Source organism: Sphingomonas kaistensis, assembly GCF_036884275.1.
GTDB lineage: Bacteria > Pseudomonadota > Alphaproteobacteria > Sphingomonadales > Sphingomonadaceae > Sphingomicrobium > Sphingomicrobium kaistense_A.
The window spans coordinates 1559304-1576336 of sequence record NZ_CP145607.1 but is presented as its reverse complement, the minus strand read 5'-3'; the positions used below and the strand labels follow the sequence as shown (position 1 = coordinate 1576336).

Genomic DNA, 17033 nt, shown 5'->3' with positions numbered 1-17033 from the left:
GATGATCAAGCACGCTCTGTTCGGTCTGCTGCTCGCCAGCAGTACTGCCGCCGTCGCGCAGACGACCCAGCCGGCAACCGATCCGCTTGCCCCCGGTACGCCGGTGACGACGCCGAGCGGCACCACGCCGGCGACCCCGGCAACCCCTGCCGACCCGGCCACCGGCACTGCAGCGACGCCTGCCACGCCGGCCGTCCCCGGCGGCTCGGCAACCGCGGCGCCGACCGACGTGGCCGGCATCGTCGCCGCCGAATGGGCGAGCTACGACGTCGACAGCAACAAGCAACTGAGCAAGGCGGAATTCACCAAGTGGATCACGACCCTTCAGTCTGCCAATGGCGGTAAGGCGCCGACCAGCGCGTATCTGAATGGCGCCTTCCGCTCGGCCGATACCAATAAGAGTGGCGGGGTCAGCGAGCAGGAGCTCGTCAAGTATCTCGGCTCGTAACTAGCTGAAACTCAGGGTCGCGTGCGGGTCAGGGCGACAAGATCGCCCGGCACGCAGGCGGCCCTATTTGCCTGCACCGGCACGAAGCGCCGGAGCACCGCCACCGGTGCGATCTCGCGATAGCCCGCCATTGCCGCCCGGAAGCGCGGATCGGCCATGAACCAGGCGAACACATCGCCGCCCGGGGCATCCTCGTCGTAGAAGCGATCCACCACCACCATCGCCGGGCGTTTGCAGGCGATTTCGGCCGCCACCTCGCGCTGCACCGCCTGCCCCAACGCAGCCATACGCGGATCGCGGTCGCCAGCTTTCTCCGCCGCCCACGGCGACAACACCATCCACAAGCCCATCGTCCGCGCGTCCCAGCGCAGCCCGCGCTCATAGACGGCGGGCCACGACAGCGCCTGGCTGGGCGAGATCATGACGACCCCTTCGCCTGCCCGCACCTCGCGCACCGCTTCCAAAAAGAACTGGTCGTAGCGCGCCTGCCCGGCCTTCCACGGCACAATCAGCGCCGCGAGCACACCCACCCCCGCCACCAGCCGCCCGCTGCCGCTCTTCTTGGCCAGCAGCAGGATCAGCAAGGTCAACAGCGCGAGACCCAGCGCCGGGATCGCCTGGTAATGAAAATTCTTGCCCTGAACGATGAACACCAGCGTGAAAGCCGCCGTGCCCACCGCCGCCGCGTGGCCCAGCGCGCCCAGCCGCTCCCGCCCGAGCAGCGCCGCCGCCAGCGCAAACATGGCGACCACGATCCCCGGCTGGAACAGCAGGGTCCACAGCGACGGATTGTAACCATGATAGCCCGCCCGCAGCAGCGGCAGCATGGTCTCCAGATAGCTCGACGCGACCATTAGCACCGCCGCCGCATACAGGACCGCCGCGCCGATAAGCGCGACATGCTCCGTCCGCACGTCGATCCGCCTGCGCCGCCAGATCAGCCAGCCCTCGATCAGCGCGGGAAAGATCAGGAAGTGATGCTTGAGTGCCAGCCCCGGTGCCGCCAGCAGCCCCACCGCAAAGGCCAACCCACGCGGCACCGGCTTCCCCTCGGCGCGCCGCGCCGCCAGCGCGACATAAGGCAGCACCGCCATCAGCAGGAATTGCTCGCGCTGGAGATGCGCGTAGGGGCTGGTCAGGAACAGCGTCGCGACCAGCGCCAGCGCCGCCGCCCATTGCCCGCGCCGCCCTTCGATCACCTGGAGCGTCAGCAGCAGTGAGCCCACCGCGACGCCAAGGAACGCCAGCGCCAGCCACCGCTCCCCGGCAAGCCCCGTCACGCTGCCGATCCGCTCGATCCCCGCGCCGATCCAGAACCACAAGGGCGGATTAACCTCGAGGATGTCGCCGTAAAGCGCCGCCCCGCGGTTCATCTCCCGGCCGATCCACAATTGCCACGCGACGTCGTTGACCAGCGGCCCCGACCAGAACACGGCTGCCCATAACAACAGCCCGATCAGCCCCGCGGCGAGCGGGCCGAACCGGCTGGCGCTCAAGCCAGCCCCTCGGCCATCTCCGCGACCTCGAGCCAACGCAGCTCCGCCGCTTCCTTCTCGCCGCGCTTCTTCTCGATGCTCGCCATCAGCGCAGCAAAGCGCTTCGGGTCGCGCACGTAAAGATCGGGATCGGCCAGCGCCGCTTCGTCCGCCGCGATGCCCGCTTCCAGCTTCTCGATCTCACCCGGCAGGCGATCGAGGTCGCGCTGGTCCTTGAAGCTCAGCTTCTTCGCCGGACCGGCCGGCCTGGGCGCCTCCTCGACCTTCTTCTTCGGCGCTGCCGCGCCCTTCACCGGCGTCCGGCGTTTGGCCCAATCCTCATAGCCCCCGGCTACCACATCGACCTTGCCCGACCCGTCGAGGCCCAGCGTCACCGTCACCGTGCGGTCGAGAAAATCGCGGTCGTGGCTGACGATCAGCACCGTGCCGTCATAATCCGAAATCACTTCCTGCAGCAGGTCGAGCGTCTCGAGATCGAGATCGTTGGTCGGCTCGTCCAGCACCAGGAGGTTCGACGCCCGCGCGAATTCCCGCGCCAGCAGCAGCCGCGACCGCTCGCCGCCCGACAGCGACGCCACCGGCGCTTCGGTCATTTCGGGCGAAAACAGAAAGTCCTTGAGGTAGCCCTTGATGTGCTTCTTAACCCCCCGCACCTCGAGCCAGTCGCCGCCGTCGGCCAGCACGTCGCGGACCTTCTTCTCCGGGCTCATCAGCTTGCGCTGCTGATCGATCACGATCCCGTTAAGCGTCTTGGCCTGCGTGACCTTGCCTTCGTCCGCCGCCAGTTCGCCGGTCAGCAGCTTCAACAGCGTCGTCTTGCCCGCCCCGTTGGCGCCGACGATCCCGATCCGGTCGCCGCGCTGGATGCGCAGGGTGAAGTCCTTGATCACCGCCCGCTCGCCGAAGCGCTTGGTGACATGCTCGGCGTCGATCACCGTCTTGGTCTTGCTGTCGTCGCGCTGCAGCCCGAGCTTTGACACCCCCGGCCCGCCGATCATCGCCGCCCGCGCCTCGCGCATTTCGCCGAGCTTCGCCAGCCGCCCCTGATTGCGCTTGCGCCGCGCGGTCACCCCGCGCTGAAGCCAGTGCAATTCGATCGCCAGCTTGGCGTCGAGCTTCTGAGCGGCCCGTTCCTCCTCGGCATAGACCCGCTCGGTCCACGCCTCGAACCCGCCGAACCCGACCTCCGCCCGCCGCACCTGCCCGCGATCCAGCCACAGGCAGCTCTTGGTCAGCCGGGTCAGGAAGGTCCGGTCGTGGCTGATGACGATGAAGGCGCCGTTGAAACGGTTGAGCCACCCTTCCAGCCAGTCGATCGCGGCCAGGTCGAGGTGGTTGGTCGGCTCGTCGAGGAACAGCAGGTCAGGCTCCTGTGCCAGCGCCCGCACGATCGCCGCGCGTCGCCGCTCGCCGCCGCTTGCCGTCGCGGTCGGTCGGGCAAGATCGATCCCCAATTGGTCGGCGATCGCCGCCGCTTCATGCGCTTGCGGCGCGCCCTCGCCGCTCAGCACCCAATCCTCCAGCGTCGCGTTCCCGCCCATGGGCGGATCCTGCTCGAGCAGCACGATCTTCTTGCCCGGCACCACCGATCGTTTGCCCTCGTCGGTGTCGATCACCCCGGCCAGGCACTTCAGCAGCGTCGTCTTGCCCGCCCCGTTGCGTCCGATCAGCGCCAGCCGGTCGCGCGGCCCCACCTGCACGTCGAGATGACGGAACAGCCAGCCTTCGCCTTGTACCAAGCCGAGATCTTCGAACGACAGAATGGGAGCAGCCATGCGCGGCCTTTACGGGGTGCATCGCGCGGCGTCATCACCTCGGCTATGGCTGTGGCCGCGATGCCACCACCCGCTCTTCACGAACCACAGCTGACCGGACGGTTCACAAGCTATTCAACACCTTGTGATAGAAGCGTCCTTGTCATGCGTACCAGTTTCACCCTGCTGCTAGCGGCCGTCGCTGCCGCCGTTACCGCCGCCCCCGCGGCGGCCGAACGGCCGCGCGACCAGGATCGCGCTTTCCAGGCGACCCGCGAAGGTCGCTCCATGCCGCTGCCGATGATCGAGCGGCGCGTGCTGCCGGGCATGGGGAATGCCGATTATCTCGGGCCTGAATTCAACGGGCGCACCTATCGCCTCAAATTCATGCGTGGCGGACGGGTGATCTGGATCGACGTCGATGCCGCGACCGGCCGGATCGTGGGCCGCAGCGGAGACTGATCGGCGTCGTTCCGGACCGCGCCTCTTCATTTCGCCAAAGCAACCGTTCATCTTCGCGCGTGTTAAGGTTCCCCAAAGGGAGAAAACATCAATGCGCGTCCTGATCGTCGAAGACGAACCCTCGCTTGGCCGCCAGCTCCGTTCGACGCTGGAAGGCGCGGGCTATGCGGTCGATCTCGCCACCGATGGCGAGGATGGACATTATCTCGGCCAGACCGAAAGCTATGACGCCGTGGTGCTCGACCTCGGCCTGCCCGAAGTCGACGGCCTCACCGTGCTCGACCGCTGGCGCAAGGAAGGGCGCCGGATGCCCGTGCTGGTGCTGACCGCGCGCGACAGCTGGTCGGACAAGGTCGCCGGCCTCGACGCCGGCGCCGACGATTATCTCGCCAAGCCGTTCCAGACCGAAGAACTGATCGCGCGCCTCCGCGCCCTCATCCGCCGCGCGTCGGGCAATGCCTCGAGCGAGCTCATCGCCGGCGACATCCGCCTCGACACCCGCTCGGGCAAGGTCACCAAGGACGGCGAGCCGGTGAAGCTCACCGCGCAGGAATACAAGCTGCTTAGCTACCTCATGCACCACAAGGGCAAGGTGGTCAGCCGGACTGAACTAATCGAGCATATCTACGACCAGGACTTCGACCGCGACTCGAACACCATCGAAGTGTTCGTGACCCGCATCCGCAAGAAGCTCGGCCCCGACGTCATCACCACCATCCGCGGCCTCGGCTACAGCCTCGAAGAGCCTGCATGACGTACAATTCGTCATTGCGAGCCAAAGGCGAAGCAATCCATGGCACCGCCAGCTGGATTGCTTCGCTACGCTCGCAATGACGAAGCAGGAACCCATCGCCGCCGCGACCATAGGTGCCCCGGCCCCCCGCCGCCGCGGCACGGGGTCTCTCACCCGCCGCATGATCGTCATCGCCGCGGTATGGATCTCGATCCTCCTCGCCGTCGGCGGCTTCGCGCTCGACCGGCTGCTGACCAACAGCCTGGTCCGCAATTTCGACGAAAATCTCGAGCTGGTGCTGCGCTCGATGATCGGTTCGTCGGAAATCGGCACGGTGGGCGAAATCCGCTTCTCGCGCCCGCCCGCCGACCAGCGCTTCATCGAAAGCTATTCGGGCAGCTATTTCCAGATCACGCCGCTGCCCGGCGCCGACGGCAAAACCCCGCAAGTGGAAGATTACCCTTCCCGCTCGCTGTGGGACCGCCGCCTGACCGTCGACCCCGCCGCGGTGCGCGGAACCGAAACCCACAAATACGACAGCTACCAGTTCAGCGGCGAGCCGCTGCGCATCGTCGAACGCGACGTCATCATCCCCGGCAGCCCGGTCAAATGGCGCTACCAGGTCGCGCAAAGCCGCGAAAATCTCGACATGCAGCTGAAAGAGCTGCGCACCACTTTGACCTGGAGTTTCGCGGTTCTCGGGCTCGGCCTCGTCATGCTCGCCGCGCTGCAGACCTTTTACGGCCTCTGGCCGCTGCGCCGGGTCCGGCACGAAGTGGTCGCCATCCGCTCCGGCGCCAAGACCCGCATTTCCGACGACTTCCCCGACGAAATCCAGCCGCTGACGCAGGAAATCAACCAGCTCCTCGCGCATAACGAGGAGCAAGCCGAGGAAGCCCGCCGCCACGCCGGCAACCTCGCCCACGCGCTCAAAACCCCGCTCACCGTCATCACCAACGCCGCCACCGCCCGTGATCCCGAGCTTCACGACACCGTGTGCCGCGAAGCGACCACCATGCGCCGCCAAGTCGACCACCACCTCGCCCGCGCCCGCGCGATCGGCCGCCGCGCCTCGGCCCAAGCCCGCGCACCGGTGTGGGAAAGCCTGACGGCGGTGCAGCGCGCGGTGACCACCATGCACGAAGGCACCACGATCGACATTGCCGGCGACAAGAAGTCGGAGGTCCGGGTCGAACGCCAGGACCTCGATGAAATGCTCGGCAACCTGGTCGAGAACGCCGCCAAATATGGCTCGGGCCGAGTGTTCGTCACGGTGGAGAAATCGGCGCCCTTCGTCGACATCCTGATCGAGGACGACGGCCCCGGCATCCCCGCCGAACAACGTACCGAACTCTTCACCCGCGGCAAGCGGCTCGACACCACCGGCAAGCCCGGCACCGGCCTCGGCCTCGCCATCGTCCGCGATGTGGCGGAAATCTACGGCGGCACCGTCAGGCTGGAAGAAAGCGAGGACCTCGGCGGCCTCCTCGCCCGCCTCAGCCTGCCGATGGGCTGATCAAACCGCCGCCGCATCCTCGACGGCGGCAAGCAGCTCGCTCGCCACGAACGGCTTTCCGATCCGCGCCGTGTCCGGGCAATTGCGGGCAAGCTCGTCGCTGTCGGCAAACCCGCTGACGATCAGGAACGGCAGGTCCGGCCGCACCTGCCGCGCTTCGCTGATCAGCTCGGCGCCGCTCATCTCGGGCATCAGATAATCGGACACCACCAAATCGAACTGCTCGGTCCCGATCGCCGCCAGCGCGCTGTGGCCGCTCGCCACCGAATCGACCGAATGCCCCGCTTCGCTCAGCATCTGCGCCAAGGTGGCGCGCACTTCGGGATCGTCGTCGACGACCAGCAGGCGCAGCGCATGATCGGTCGCCGTGGCACCTTCCGCTTGCGACGACCGCGACGCCATCGCCTGACCCTCGGCACAAGCCGGCAGACGCAGCAGTACGGTCGTCCCTTCCCCCGGCGCGCTCTCGATCTCGACCGAGCCGCCCGATTGCTCGACCACCCCGAACACCTGCGCCAGCCCGAGCCCCGTTCCGCGGCCGGTCGGCTTGGTCGTGAAGAACGGCTCCAGCGCCCGCCGCCGGGTCGCATCGTCCATGCCCGTGCCGCGGTCGATCATTGCGAACCGCACGAAACCCGCACTGCCGAGGCTGCCCGCCTCCCGCGTCACCCGGAGCTTGATCTCGCCTCCGTCGGGCGAAGCATCGCGCGCGTTGATCGCAAGGTTTAGCAACGCGAGCTCGAGCTGCGTCAGGTCGCTCCGCACGCAGCCGGTATCCGCCTCGACCTCGACCGTGAAGCAATGCCGGCTGCTGATCGTCCGTTCGACCAGTTGCGCGACGTTGCCGACAAGGCTCGCCACGTCGACCGGCTCCACCGTCAACCGCTGGCGGCGCGAGAACGCCAGCAACTGCTGCGTCAGCTTCGCCGCCCGCTGCGCCGAAGACAGGGCGCCGGTCGCCAGCTTGCGGCCGCGCTCGTCCAGCCCGTCGCGCCGGCTCAGTTGGTCGAGCACCCCGATCACCGGGGTCAGCAGATTGTTGAAATCATGCGCCAGCCCGCCCGTCAGTTGGCCCAGCGCCTCCATCTTCTGCGCCTGCTGCATCCGCTCGGCGAGCAGCCGCGCTTCCTTCATCTGGCGCAGCGCAAAGGCGATCAGCAATCCCGCCAGCAGCAGCGACAACAGCGCCGCGGCGACCAGCGACGCCAGGAACTTGCGCGCCGGATTGTCGATATAATTGCGGCCCAGCGCCACATGCCCGGTCCAGCCGGTGCGGTCCGAGCGGGCGAACGCGGTATAGCTTTCGAACCCCTCCAGCGTCCGCCCGCGATAGAAACCGGAATCGGCGCCCGACGCCACCGCCTTCTGCAGGTTGAGCGAAGCCAGCGAGCCGAACCGTTCCTCCTGTCCGCGGCTGCGCGCGATGAAATGCGCGCTGGGACCGACAAGGGCCGAGACCTCATAATCGTCCGTCACCGGCAGAAGGCGACGAAACTGGTCGCTGTCGGTCAGCAGGGTGATCTGAAGGGGCTGGCCGTCGTCGGTCCGGGCCGCCCGCTCGAACAGGAGGCAGCGGCAACCGCCGGTGCGGACATAACCCGCGAACAACGGCCGGCTCGACCGCGAACCCTCGGCGACTTCGGTCGCCCGTTCGACGGGCAAGCCGACGCGGCTGATCAGCCGGCCATCCGCGTCCTCGACCGTCAGCCCGCGAAGATCGGGATTGAGCGCCTTCAATTCGGCGAACCGGTCTCCCAGCCGCCCCCAATCGCGCTCACGCACCCCGCGCGACGTCGCCAGCGTATCGAGCAGCGTCGCGTAACGCACCGTCTCGGCATCGGCGGCGAGGATCAATTTGTCGGCGACATTCAGCGCCCGCGCTTCGAGCTCCTGGCGTTGCTCCTGCGCGGCGAACCCGACCTGGAAGATCACGAACAGCAACAGCGGCACCATCGCCGCCGCCACGATCAGCCAGGTCGATCGACCGGCCCTCAAGTTCGTTCCGCCCCCGTCACCCTCATCGGCCTAGAAGCCTTGGCGTAGTGCTTGGTTCCCGATGCCCATCCGTCCGTCATGCTTGCCCTCGCGCGCTTGGGCTCTTACCCGCCGTGCACGATGACCGCTTCCGTCCACCCGCTCAACCCGGCGCCCAGCCTCGATCCGCTGGTCGCCCTGACCGCTTCCGACATGAATGCCGTAAATCAGGTCATTCTTGCTCGAATGCAGAGCCAGGTGCCGCTCATTCCGGAGCTTGCCGGTTATCTCATCGCCGGCGGCGGCAAGCGGATGCGGCCGATGCTGACCTGCGCCAGCGCCGCCTTGTGCCAATATCCCGGCAGCCGCCATCACAGCCTCGCCGCAGCGGTCGAATTCATCCACACCGCGACCCTGCTCCACGACGACGTGGTGGACGTCAGCGAAACCCGCCGCGGCAAGCGCACCGCCAATGTCATCTGGGGCAATCCCGCCAGCGTGCTGGTCGGCGATTTCCTGTTCTCCCGCGCGTTCGAACTGATGGTCGAGGACGGCAGCCTCAAGGTCCTGAAGATCCTAAGCCGCGCGTCCGCCGTGATTGCCGAGGGCGAGGTCGCGCAACTGACCGCGCAGCGCCAGATCGGCACCTCCGAAGACACCTACCTGTCGATCATCGAGGCCAAGACCGCCGCCCTGTTTGCCGCCGCCTGCCACATCGCGCCGGTGGTCGCCGAAGCCGGCGAAGAAGCCGAGGAGGCCTTGAACAGCTTCGGCCGCAACCTCGGCATCGCTTTCCAGCTGGTCGACGACGCGATCGACTACACCAGCGAAGCGGGGACCAGCGGCAAGGATCTCGGCGACGACTTCCGCGAAGGCAAGATGACCCTGCCGATCATCCTCGCCTACGCCCGCGGCTCCGACGACGACCGCCGCTTCTGGCGCGAAGCGGTCGGCGGCGAACGGACGGGCGACGACGACCTCGCCCACGCCATTGCCCTTTTCCACCGCACCAACGCCATCGCCGACACGCTCGAACGCGCCCGCACCTACGCCCGCCGCGCGCTCGACAATCTTGCCCCCTTCCCGGCCGGCAAGGCCAAGGCGGCGCTGACCCAGGCGGTCGAATTTGCGGTGGCCCGGGCCTACTAAGACAGGAACCTTTGCGGCCCCCGGCGGCTTCTTTCTCCATCCCGAATTCTGGACAAAGAAGAGCTCACCCATGGTCGATACGATCGGTTACGCCGCCAAACACAGCTTCAGCCGCATGAAGCCCTTCCGCTTCGAGCGCGAGGATCCAAAGGACAATGAAGTCCTGATCGACGTCCTTTATTGCGGCGTCTGCCATTCCGACATCCACCAGGTGAAGAACGAATGGTCGAACACCGTCTATCCGTGCGTCCCAGGCCATGAAGTCGTCGGCCGCATCAGCAAGGCGGCGGCGAACGGCAAGTATAAGGTCGGCGACATCGTCGGCGTCGGCTGCATGGTCGACAGCTGCCAGTCCTGCTCGCCCTGCAAGGAAGGCGACGAGCAATACTGCGAAGGCCCCAACGGCTTCCTCGCCACCTACAACGGCCCGTTCATCCCCGCCAAAATGGCCGCGACGGGCGAGAACATGTATGGCCGCGACAACACCTACGGCGGCTATTCGTCGAACATCGTCTGCCGCGAAGATTTCGTGATCGGCATCCCCGACGGCCTCAAGCCCGAAGAAGCCGCCCCGATCCTGTGCGCGGGCGTCACCACCTTTTCGCCGATGAAGCATTGGGGCGTGAAGGCGGGCGACAAGGTCGGCGTGATCGGTCTCGGCGGTCTCGGCCACATGGCGGTCAAGCTTGCCAAGGCGCTCGGCGCCGAGGTCACCGTCTTCACCACCAGCGAGGACAAGAAGGCGGACGCCGAAAAGCTCGGCGCGACCCACGTCAATCTCGAAAAGGAGATCGCCAAGAAGGCCGAGGAACTGGGTGCGATGCCCGGCACCTTTGACTTCATCATCTCGACCGTGCCCGAAAAGCACGACATCAACCCGTTCATCGCGCTCTTGAAGCGTGACAAGACGCTGGTGATCGTCGGCGCGCTGGAACCGATGGCCGGGGTCGACAACAGCCAGGTCGCCTTCCACCGCCGCTCGGTCGCGGGCTCGCTGATCGGTTCGATCGCCGAAACGCAGGAAGTAATCGACTTCTGCGCCCAGCACGGCATTGCGCCCGAGATCGAGGTCATCCCGATCCAGGACGTCAACAAGGCAATGAAAAAGGTCGAAAAGGGCGACGTGCGCTTCCGCTACGTCATCGACATGGCCAGCCTCGACCAGGAAGAAGTCGACAACGACGACTGACCCGTCGCCGGGGGAAGCGTCGCTACGGCAGCGCTTCCCCCCTCGGTCACTAGACTAACTCACAGCGCGGGGCGCTGATCATAGCATCTCCAACGGGGTCGCCCGATCAGGTCGCGGAAACGCCGCATCCAGCGCCGCGATCTGATCCGCGTCGAGCACCAAGTCCGCCGCCTTTCGATTGTCCCGGACATGGCCCACGCTCCCGGCCTTGGGAATGGCGATCGTCCGCCCGTCGCGCATCGCCCATGCCAGCGCGACCTGCGCCTCGCTGGCGCCGATATCCCTGGCGATCCGCGCCAGCGCCGGATGGTCGAGCAGCCGACCCTGCTCGACCGGACTGTACGCCATCACCGCCATGTCATGCTCGGCCAGCCACGGCATCAGCGCCTGTTCCGGCCCGCGCCGCGTCAGATTGTAGAGGATCTGATCGGTAACGCAGGCCGACCCGCCTGCCGCCACCAGTTCCTCCATGTCGTCGGTATCGAGATTGCTGACGCCCCAATATCGGATCTTGCCCGCCCGCCGCAGCGCTTCCATCCCCTCGACCGTCTCGTCCAGCGGGACGTTTCCGCGCCAATGCAGCAGATAGAGGTCGAGCCGGTCGGTCTTGAGCCGCCCGAGGCTCGCTTCGCACGAAGCTTCGAGCCTGCGGCCAGCATTATGGGGATACACCTTGCTGACGAGGAACAGTTCGTTGCGCCGGTCGCCCAGCGCCTCGCCGATCAGGCTCTCGGCCGCGCCGTCGCCATACATTTCAGCCGTGTCGATCAGCGTCATGCCGAGGTCGACCCCGGCTCGCAGCGCCGCGATCTCATCCGCACGGCGCTCGGGTCGTTCGCCCATCATCCAGCTGCCCTGACCCAGCATCGGCACTTTGTCGCCGGTGGAAAGCGTAACGGTCTTCAACTGCGGTCTCCCATGCGGATCTGCCCTCTCAACGCAGCCCGCCCGGCAAGGTCGCACCCCTCGTCCGGTCCGGTCCTTGCAATGTAGGAAACGGACTGGTTGAATAACCACCGGGGTTCATGCCCCTCGCTCTTTGAAACCACCCAGATGCTTTTTTCTCGACCGATGAAAGGTCACAGATCGACGACAACACCCCGCCACCGGTGACCTTTGTGACCTTGGTGACCCGCTCGCCCTCTTGAACTGGGTCACACCGCCTCGCATGGAACCGGCGGTGAGCGCGCTTCCCATTCACCATGTCCTGCCCGACCTTCTGGCAGCCCTGGACGCCGGACCGCGCGCCTTGCTGGTCGCGCCGCCGGGTGCCGGCAAGACCACCGCCGTCCCGCCCGCCCTGCTGGGCCGACCGTGGTGTGACGGCCAGATCCTGCTGCTCGTCCCCCGCCGCCTCGCCGCCCGCGCCGCGGCTGAGTTCATCGCCCGTTCGCTGGGTGAGCAGCCCGGCAGCACGGTCGGCTACCAGACCCGCCTCGACAGCCGCGCCGGCAAGGGCACCCGCCTGATCGCCATGACCCACGGCGTCTATCTGTCGCGGCTCCAGAACGATCCCGAACTGTCCGGCGTCTCCGCGGTCCTGTTCGACGAAGTCCACGAACGCAGCCTCGACAGCGACCTCGCGCTCGCGCTCACCCTCGACGCGGCCGAAGCGCTGCGCCCCGACCTCCGCCTCCTCGCGATGAGCGCGACCCTCGACGGTGAGCGTTTCAGTGCGCTGCTCGGGGACCCGCCGCTGATCCGCTCCGAAGGCCGCTCGCACCCGCTGAGCCTGGTGCACCTCGGCCGCGATGCCGCCGCCCGCATCGAGCCGCAAGTCGCCGCCGCCTGCCGCCGCGCGCTGGCCGACAGCGACGCCTCGGTTCTCGCTTTCCTGCCCGGCGTCGCCGAGATCAAGCGCACCGCCGATGCGCTCGGGAGCTTGCCCGCCGACGTGGTGCTCCATCGCCTCCACGGCCAGGTCGACCCCGCCGCCCAGCGCGCCGCCCTTGCCGCCCCCGCGCCCGGTACCCGCAAGCTCGTGCTCTCGACCGCCATCGCCGAGACCAGCGTTACCCTCGACCATGTCGCCGCGGTGGTCGACAGCGGCCTCGCCCGCCGTCCGCGCTATGATCGCGGCGCCGGCCTCACCCGCCTCGTCACCGAACGCGCCAGCCGCGCCGCCGTCACCCAGCGCGCCGGCCGCGCCGCCCGCCAGCGGCCCGGCACCGCCTACCGTCTGTGGGAAGAAGCCGCCTTCAACGCCCTGCCCGCCCACGACCCGCCCGAAATCCTCGAAGCCGACTTGTCGAGCCTGCTCCTCACGTGCCTTGGCTGGGGCGAAGCGGACCCTTCCCGCCTCCCCTTCCTCGATCCACCCCCCGCCGCCGCCCTTGCCGAAGCCCGCCGCCGTCTCGAAGCCCTCGGCGCGCTCGACGGGGATCGCCTTACCGACCACGGCCGCGCCATCGCCCGCTTGCCCCTCGAGCCCCGCCTCGCGCACATGTTGATCGAAAGCGCCACCCGCAGCTTCGGGCAGTCCGCCGCCGATGCCGCCGTGCTGCTCACCGAGCGCGGTCTCGGCGGCAACGATCCCGACCTCGAACTCCGCCACCGCCGCTGGCGCAGCGATCGCGGCAAGCGCGCTGAGGGCGGCCGCGGGCTGGCCAGCCGCTGGCTCAAGCTGACCGGAGCGCCGTCTGGCCGCGCCGACCGCCTGGCCGAAGCCATCGCGCTCGCCTTCCCCGACCGCCTGTCCCGCCGCCGCGACGCGTCGGGTGAGCATTGGCAATCGGTCGGCGGCCGCGGTTTCCGGCTCGACCCCGCTTCCTCGCTCGCCTCCGCCCAGTGGCTGGCCGTAGCCGAGGTCGCCGGTGCCGCCTCCGGCGCCCGCATCCTCTCCGCCGCCGCGATCTACGAGGCCGACGTCCTCGCCCTGTTCGGCGATCGCATCGAGACCCGCCACGACGGCGCGTTCGACCCCGCCACCGGCAGCGTCACTCCGACCCGCAGCCGCCGCCTCGGCGCCATACGGCTCGCCTCTGGCCCCGATCCGCACCCCGATCCCGCAGCCATCGCCGCCGCGCTGGTCGAAGGCGTCGCCGAACACGGCCTTCACCTCCTGCCCTGGAACGAAGAGGCCGACGCTCTCCGGGCCCGCGCCGCCTTCGCCGCCGATCCGGCCGTGGCCGATCTTTCCGACGAAGCCCTCTCGGCACGTCTCGAGGAATGGCTCACTCCGTTGACGCAAGGCCGTCGCCGGCTATCCGACATCGCCGCCAGCGCGCTCGTCCAAGCGCTTCAGAACCTGCTCGGCTGGGACGGCCAGCAACGGCTCGACAAGCTGGCGCCCAGCCACTTCCGCTCGCCCGCCGGCTCGTCCCACCCGATCGACTATGCAGCGCCCGGCGGCCCAACGGTCGAGGTCCGCGCCCAAGCCCTGTACGGCCTTGCCAGCCATCCCACCGTCGCCGGTGGCCGCGTGCCCCTTACGCTGGCCATCACCTCGCCCGCCGGCCGGCCGATTCAGACCAGCCGCGACCTCCCCTCCTTTTGGGCCGGCAGCTGGCGCGAGGTCGCCAAGGAAATGCGCGGCCGCTACCCGCGCCACCCGTGGCCCGACGACCCCGCCGCTGCCTCCCCGACGCTGCGGGCCAAGCCCCGCTCTTGATTTCGGACAAGCCTTCCGCCACCTCGCTAGCCATGCCCACCGCCCGCATCATCGAAACCGATCGCAAGACCACCCAGAGCGGCCGCGCCAAGGCCGGCAAGTGGACACTCGAGTTCGAGAACGACCGGGCCCAGCGGCACGACCCGCTGACCGGCTGGGTCGGCAACGCGATCACCGCCACGCAGGTGCGCCTCGCCTTCGCGACCAAGGAACAGGCGATCGCCTATGCCGAGAAGCACGGCTTCGCCTATCACGTCGTTCCTGCGCCGCCGGTGAAACTCAAGCTGCAAGCCTACGCTGACAATTTTCGTTAAACGCGCCAGCCGGTCCGCCTTGCGGCCAAGTTAAAATCGACGTAATCGATACGGAGCCGAATCGCTTTCTCCTTGTCTTGGGAGGGCGGCGGTGTTCAATTCCATTCTGCTGGTCGTCGGCACGCGTCCCGAAGCGATCAAGCTTGCGCCGCTTGCGCGGGCTCTGGACGCGCTCGGCCTGACGCCGCTGATCGTCCTGACCGGTCAGCATGCTCAGCTCGACCCCGTGGCCTTCGGCTTTGCCGCTTACCCTCTGCTCCGCCTCCACTGCACCGCGCGAGGCGACCCGCGCGCGCATGCCGAAGCGGTCGCCGCCGGGCTTGCTCCAACCTTGCTGGGTGCCACCCGGCCGGACTTGGTGATTGTCCAGGGCGATACGTCCAGCGCGCTGGGCGGAGCGCTTGCCGCCACTGCCGCCGGCGTCCCCCTCGCGCATGTCGAAGCGGGCCTGCGCAGCCACGACCTCGCCATGCCCTGGCCGGAGGAAGGCAACCGGGTCGACATCGATCGCTTGTCGCACCTGCTGTTCGCCGCGACCGAGGAAAACGCCGCTAATCTCGCCGCGGAAGGCGTGACGGGTGACGTCCACGTGACCGGCAACACCGCCATCGATGCGCTGTTCGACATTCTTGCTGGCTTGCCACCACGGCTGGAAAGTCACGGACTGCCTCGGCTGCTGGTGACATGCCACCGGCGGGAAAATTGGGGAACGGCCTTCACGCCGATCGGTCTTGCCCTGATCGAGCTTGCGCGTTTGCCCTACCTCCGCATCGAGTTCGTGCTTCACAGCAACCCCGCCGTCGCGGCTTCGGCGCGGCTGCTACTCGGCGGCCATCCGCGGATCAAATTGCTCTCGCCGCTCGACCACCATGCCATGGTCGCCGCGATCCGTTCCGCGCATATCCTGCTGAGCGACTCCGGCGGCATTCAGGAGGAAGCCCCGGCGCTTGGGATACCCTTGCTGGTGCTTCGCTCGACTACCGAGCGACCGGAAGGGATCAGCGCCGGCAACAGCCTGCTGGTCGGCAGCGATCGCGACGAAATCGTCCGCCAGGTCCACCGATTGCTCGGGGACGACAGCGCCTACCGCGCGATGGCGGTGCCGGCCCTTCCGTTCGGCGACGGCAAGTCCGCGCCCCGGATCGCCGCCCTGTGCGAACAATGGCTTGCACGCCAGCCCCGCCCTGACCGGGCCCTGACCGCCTGATTGACGAATGGGGCCCGCCCCGCCATATGCCCGCCTCGCACCGCAGCACGGCCCCTTCGTCTAGCGGTCTAGGACGTCGCCCTCTCACGGCGAAAACACGGGTTCGAGTCCCGTAGGGGTCACCAGCGACGATGTTTCGGGTAACTATTATTCATTCATCATGGGTGTCGATGGGCTGATTACCGGCTTACTTAACTTAAGGTTGGAAACGGCATACGGCGACGACATAGTGTAGCGCCGAATGTGAGGTGTGGTGCGAATACTTAGGATCGAGATAGTCAAGTATCGCTACTCGAAGCACACTAAGTTGGACCTTTCGCAGTCCCGCTAAATACTCTCCTTCACAACCTCCTAAAAATTTGATCGCTTTTCAGTGAATTGCGAAGATGAGATAGTGTGATTCACCAGCCGTTGGCGTCCACCAAGGATTGTTCGATGAGTTCACGCGCTGACTATCAGAAAAGACGCTTCGCCCTTTTGAGAGATACAATCGATATTCCGAATTGCGTCGGGTTGGAAATCGGGGCGTGTGATCTTCCGACGGTCCCACGAGAAGCCGGCCAGTGCCGCTACGCCGACTTCCGCTCTGCTGACGAGATGATCACCGCGTGGGACCTTCCACCGGAAACAGTTTGCCACGTCGACTATCTTCTCAGTCGGCACAGACCCCCGAATGAACAGATCGCCGATCGATTTGACTACGTCGTTGCCTGCCATGTGCTCGAGCATATTGCGGACCCAATCTCGTACCTTCAGAGCCTGCAGCGCCTTTTGAAGGACGGGCCAGGCAAGGTCATTTTCATCACCTTGCCCGACAAGCGCGCGACACCGGATGCCACGAGGCCTTCGACCACGGTCGAGCATCTGCTCGCGTGCCACCATGAGCGGTCCACGAAACCGTCGTTCGAGGCGATCCTGGAATTTCACCGCCACTGGGTCGGCTATGCGAATGGCGGAACCAAGCCACTCGCGCTGGCACAAGCCTACGCCCACGCGGCCGAATATTTCAAAACCGACGACGCAGACGCGCACTGCAATGTGTGGCGGGATTTCGAATTTCGCGATCAAGTAGAAGAATTGGCAGAAGCCGGCTTTCTTCCCGGTTTGAGGATAAGCCTGTTCGAGCCGTTCTTCGTCGGCACCAACGAATTTGCAATTGCGCTCAAGACTATCGCCTAATC

The 17033-nt window shown here is 67.0% G+C and carries 14 protein-coding genes and 1 tRNA gene; 11 read left to right on the top strand and 4 right to left on the bottom strand.

The features are described 5' to 3' along the window. Position 1 precedes the first annotated feature (1 nt). Entirely contained in the window at positions 2-448 is a 447-nt protein-coding gene (locus V6R86_RS07730) for an EF-hand domain-containing protein (RefSeq protein ID WP_338503425.1), read from the top strand. Between the two features lie 11 nt (positions 449-459). Here V6R86_RS07730 and V6R86_RS07725 read toward each other — a convergent pair whose 3' ends face one another. Further along, positions 460-1944 carry a hypothetical protein gene (locus V6R86_RS07725; protein WP_338503423.1) on the bottom strand — a complete coding sequence of 495 codons (1485 nt, stop codon included), beginning with the start codon at positions 1942-1944 and terminating at the stop codon, positions 460-462. Next, entirely contained in the window at positions 1941-3719 is a 1779-nt protein-coding gene (locus V6R86_RS07720; protein WP_338503421.1) for an ABC-F family ATP-binding cassette domain-containing protein, read from the bottom strand. Before V6R86_RS07720 ends, V6R86_RS07725 begins: the two co-directional genes overlap by 4 nt. Before the next feature lie 144 nt (positions 3720-3863). Between V6R86_RS07720 and V6R86_RS07715 the strand changes: the two genes are divergently transcribed. The 3 genes from V6R86_RS07715 (at position 3864) to V6R86_RS07705 (ending at position 6409) form a co-directional block, all read left to right on the top strand. Then, on the top strand, positions 3864-4160 hold the full coding sequence (locus V6R86_RS07715) for a hypothetical protein (protein WP_338503419.1): 297 nt from the start codon (positions 3864-3866) through the stop codon (positions 4158-4160). 91 nt (positions 4161-4251) lie between these two features. Beyond that, positions 4252-4914, top strand: coding sequence for a response regulator transcription factor (locus tag V6R86_RS07710; RefSeq protein ID WP_314443682.1), 663 nt, complete (start codon positions 4252-4254; stop codon positions 4912-4914). Between the two features lie 76 nt (positions 4915-4990). Further along, positions 4991-6409: a HAMP domain-containing sensor histidine kinase gene (locus tag V6R86_RS07705; protein WP_338503415.1), complete on the top strand. Its 1419-nt coding sequence runs from the start codon at positions 4991-4993 to the stop codon at positions 6407-6409. Here V6R86_RS07705 and V6R86_RS07700 read toward each other — a convergent pair whose 3' ends face one another. Beyond that, on the bottom strand, positions 6410-8404 hold the full coding sequence (locus V6R86_RS07700) for an ATP-binding protein (protein WP_338503413.1): 1995 nt from the start codon (positions 8402-8404) through the stop codon (positions 6410-6412). It abuts the gene before it with no gap. A gap of 120 nt (positions 8405-8524) precedes the next feature. Here V6R86_RS07700 and V6R86_RS07695 point away from each other — a divergent pair, with 120 nt between their 5' ends. After that, positions 8525-9532 carry a polyprenyl synthetase family protein gene (locus V6R86_RS07695; RefSeq protein WP_338503411.1) on the top strand — a complete coding sequence of 336 codons (1008 nt, stop codon included), beginning with the start codon at positions 8525-8527 and terminating at the stop codon, positions 9530-9532. Between the two features lie 70 nt (positions 9533-9602). Further along, complete coding sequence (locus V6R86_RS07690; RefSeq protein WP_338503408.1) at positions 9603-10721, top strand: NAD(P)-dependent alcohol dehydrogenase; 1119 nt, start codon at positions 9603-9605, stop codon at positions 10719-10721. A 78-nt stretch (positions 10722-10799) separates the two neighbouring features. Here V6R86_RS07690 and V6R86_RS07685 read toward each other — a convergent pair whose 3' ends face one another. After that, a complete protein-coding gene (locus V6R86_RS07685; protein WP_338503406.1) occupies positions 10800-11627 on the bottom strand; it encodes an aldo/keto reductase in 828 nt (275 codons plus the stop codon). A 262-nt stretch (positions 11628-11889) separates the two neighbouring features. On the opposite strand from V6R86_RS07685, the gene hrpB reads away from it, so the two are divergent. The 5 genes from hrpB to V6R86_RS07660 all read left to right on the top strand — a co-directional run bounded on the left by hrpB (position 11890) and on the right by V6R86_RS07660 (position 17031). Continuing rightward, positions 11890-14331 carry an ATP-dependent helicase HrpB gene (hrpB, locus tag V6R86_RS07680; protein WP_338503404.1) on the top strand — a complete coding sequence of 814 codons (2442 nt, stop codon included), beginning with the start codon at positions 11890-11892 and terminating at the stop codon, positions 14329-14331. A gap of 32 nt (positions 14332-14363) precedes the next feature. Beyond that, complete coding sequence (locus V6R86_RS07675; protein ID WP_338503402.1) at positions 14364-14645, top strand: NADH dehydrogenase ubiquinone Fe-S protein 4; 282 nt, start codon at positions 14364-14366, stop codon at positions 14643-14645. 91 nt (positions 14646-14736) lie between these two features. After that, the gene (gene wecB / locus V6R86_RS07670; RefSeq protein WP_338503400.1) at positions 14737-15852 is read left to right on the top strand and encodes a non-hydrolyzing UDP-N-acetylglucosamine 2-epimerase; all 1116 of its coding nucleotides are present in this window, start codon (positions 14737-14739) and stop codon (positions 15850-15852) included. A gap of 49 nt (positions 15853-15901) precedes the next feature. Further along, positions 15902-15977 (top strand) — tRNA-Glu (locus V6R86_RS07665). Between the two features lie 310 nt (positions 15978-16287). Next, on the top strand, positions 16288-17031 hold the full coding sequence (locus V6R86_RS07660) for a class I SAM-dependent methyltransferase (RefSeq protein WP_338503398.1): 744 nt from the start codon (positions 16288-16290) through the stop codon (positions 17029-17031). Positions 17032-17033: the final 2 nt, after the last annotated feature.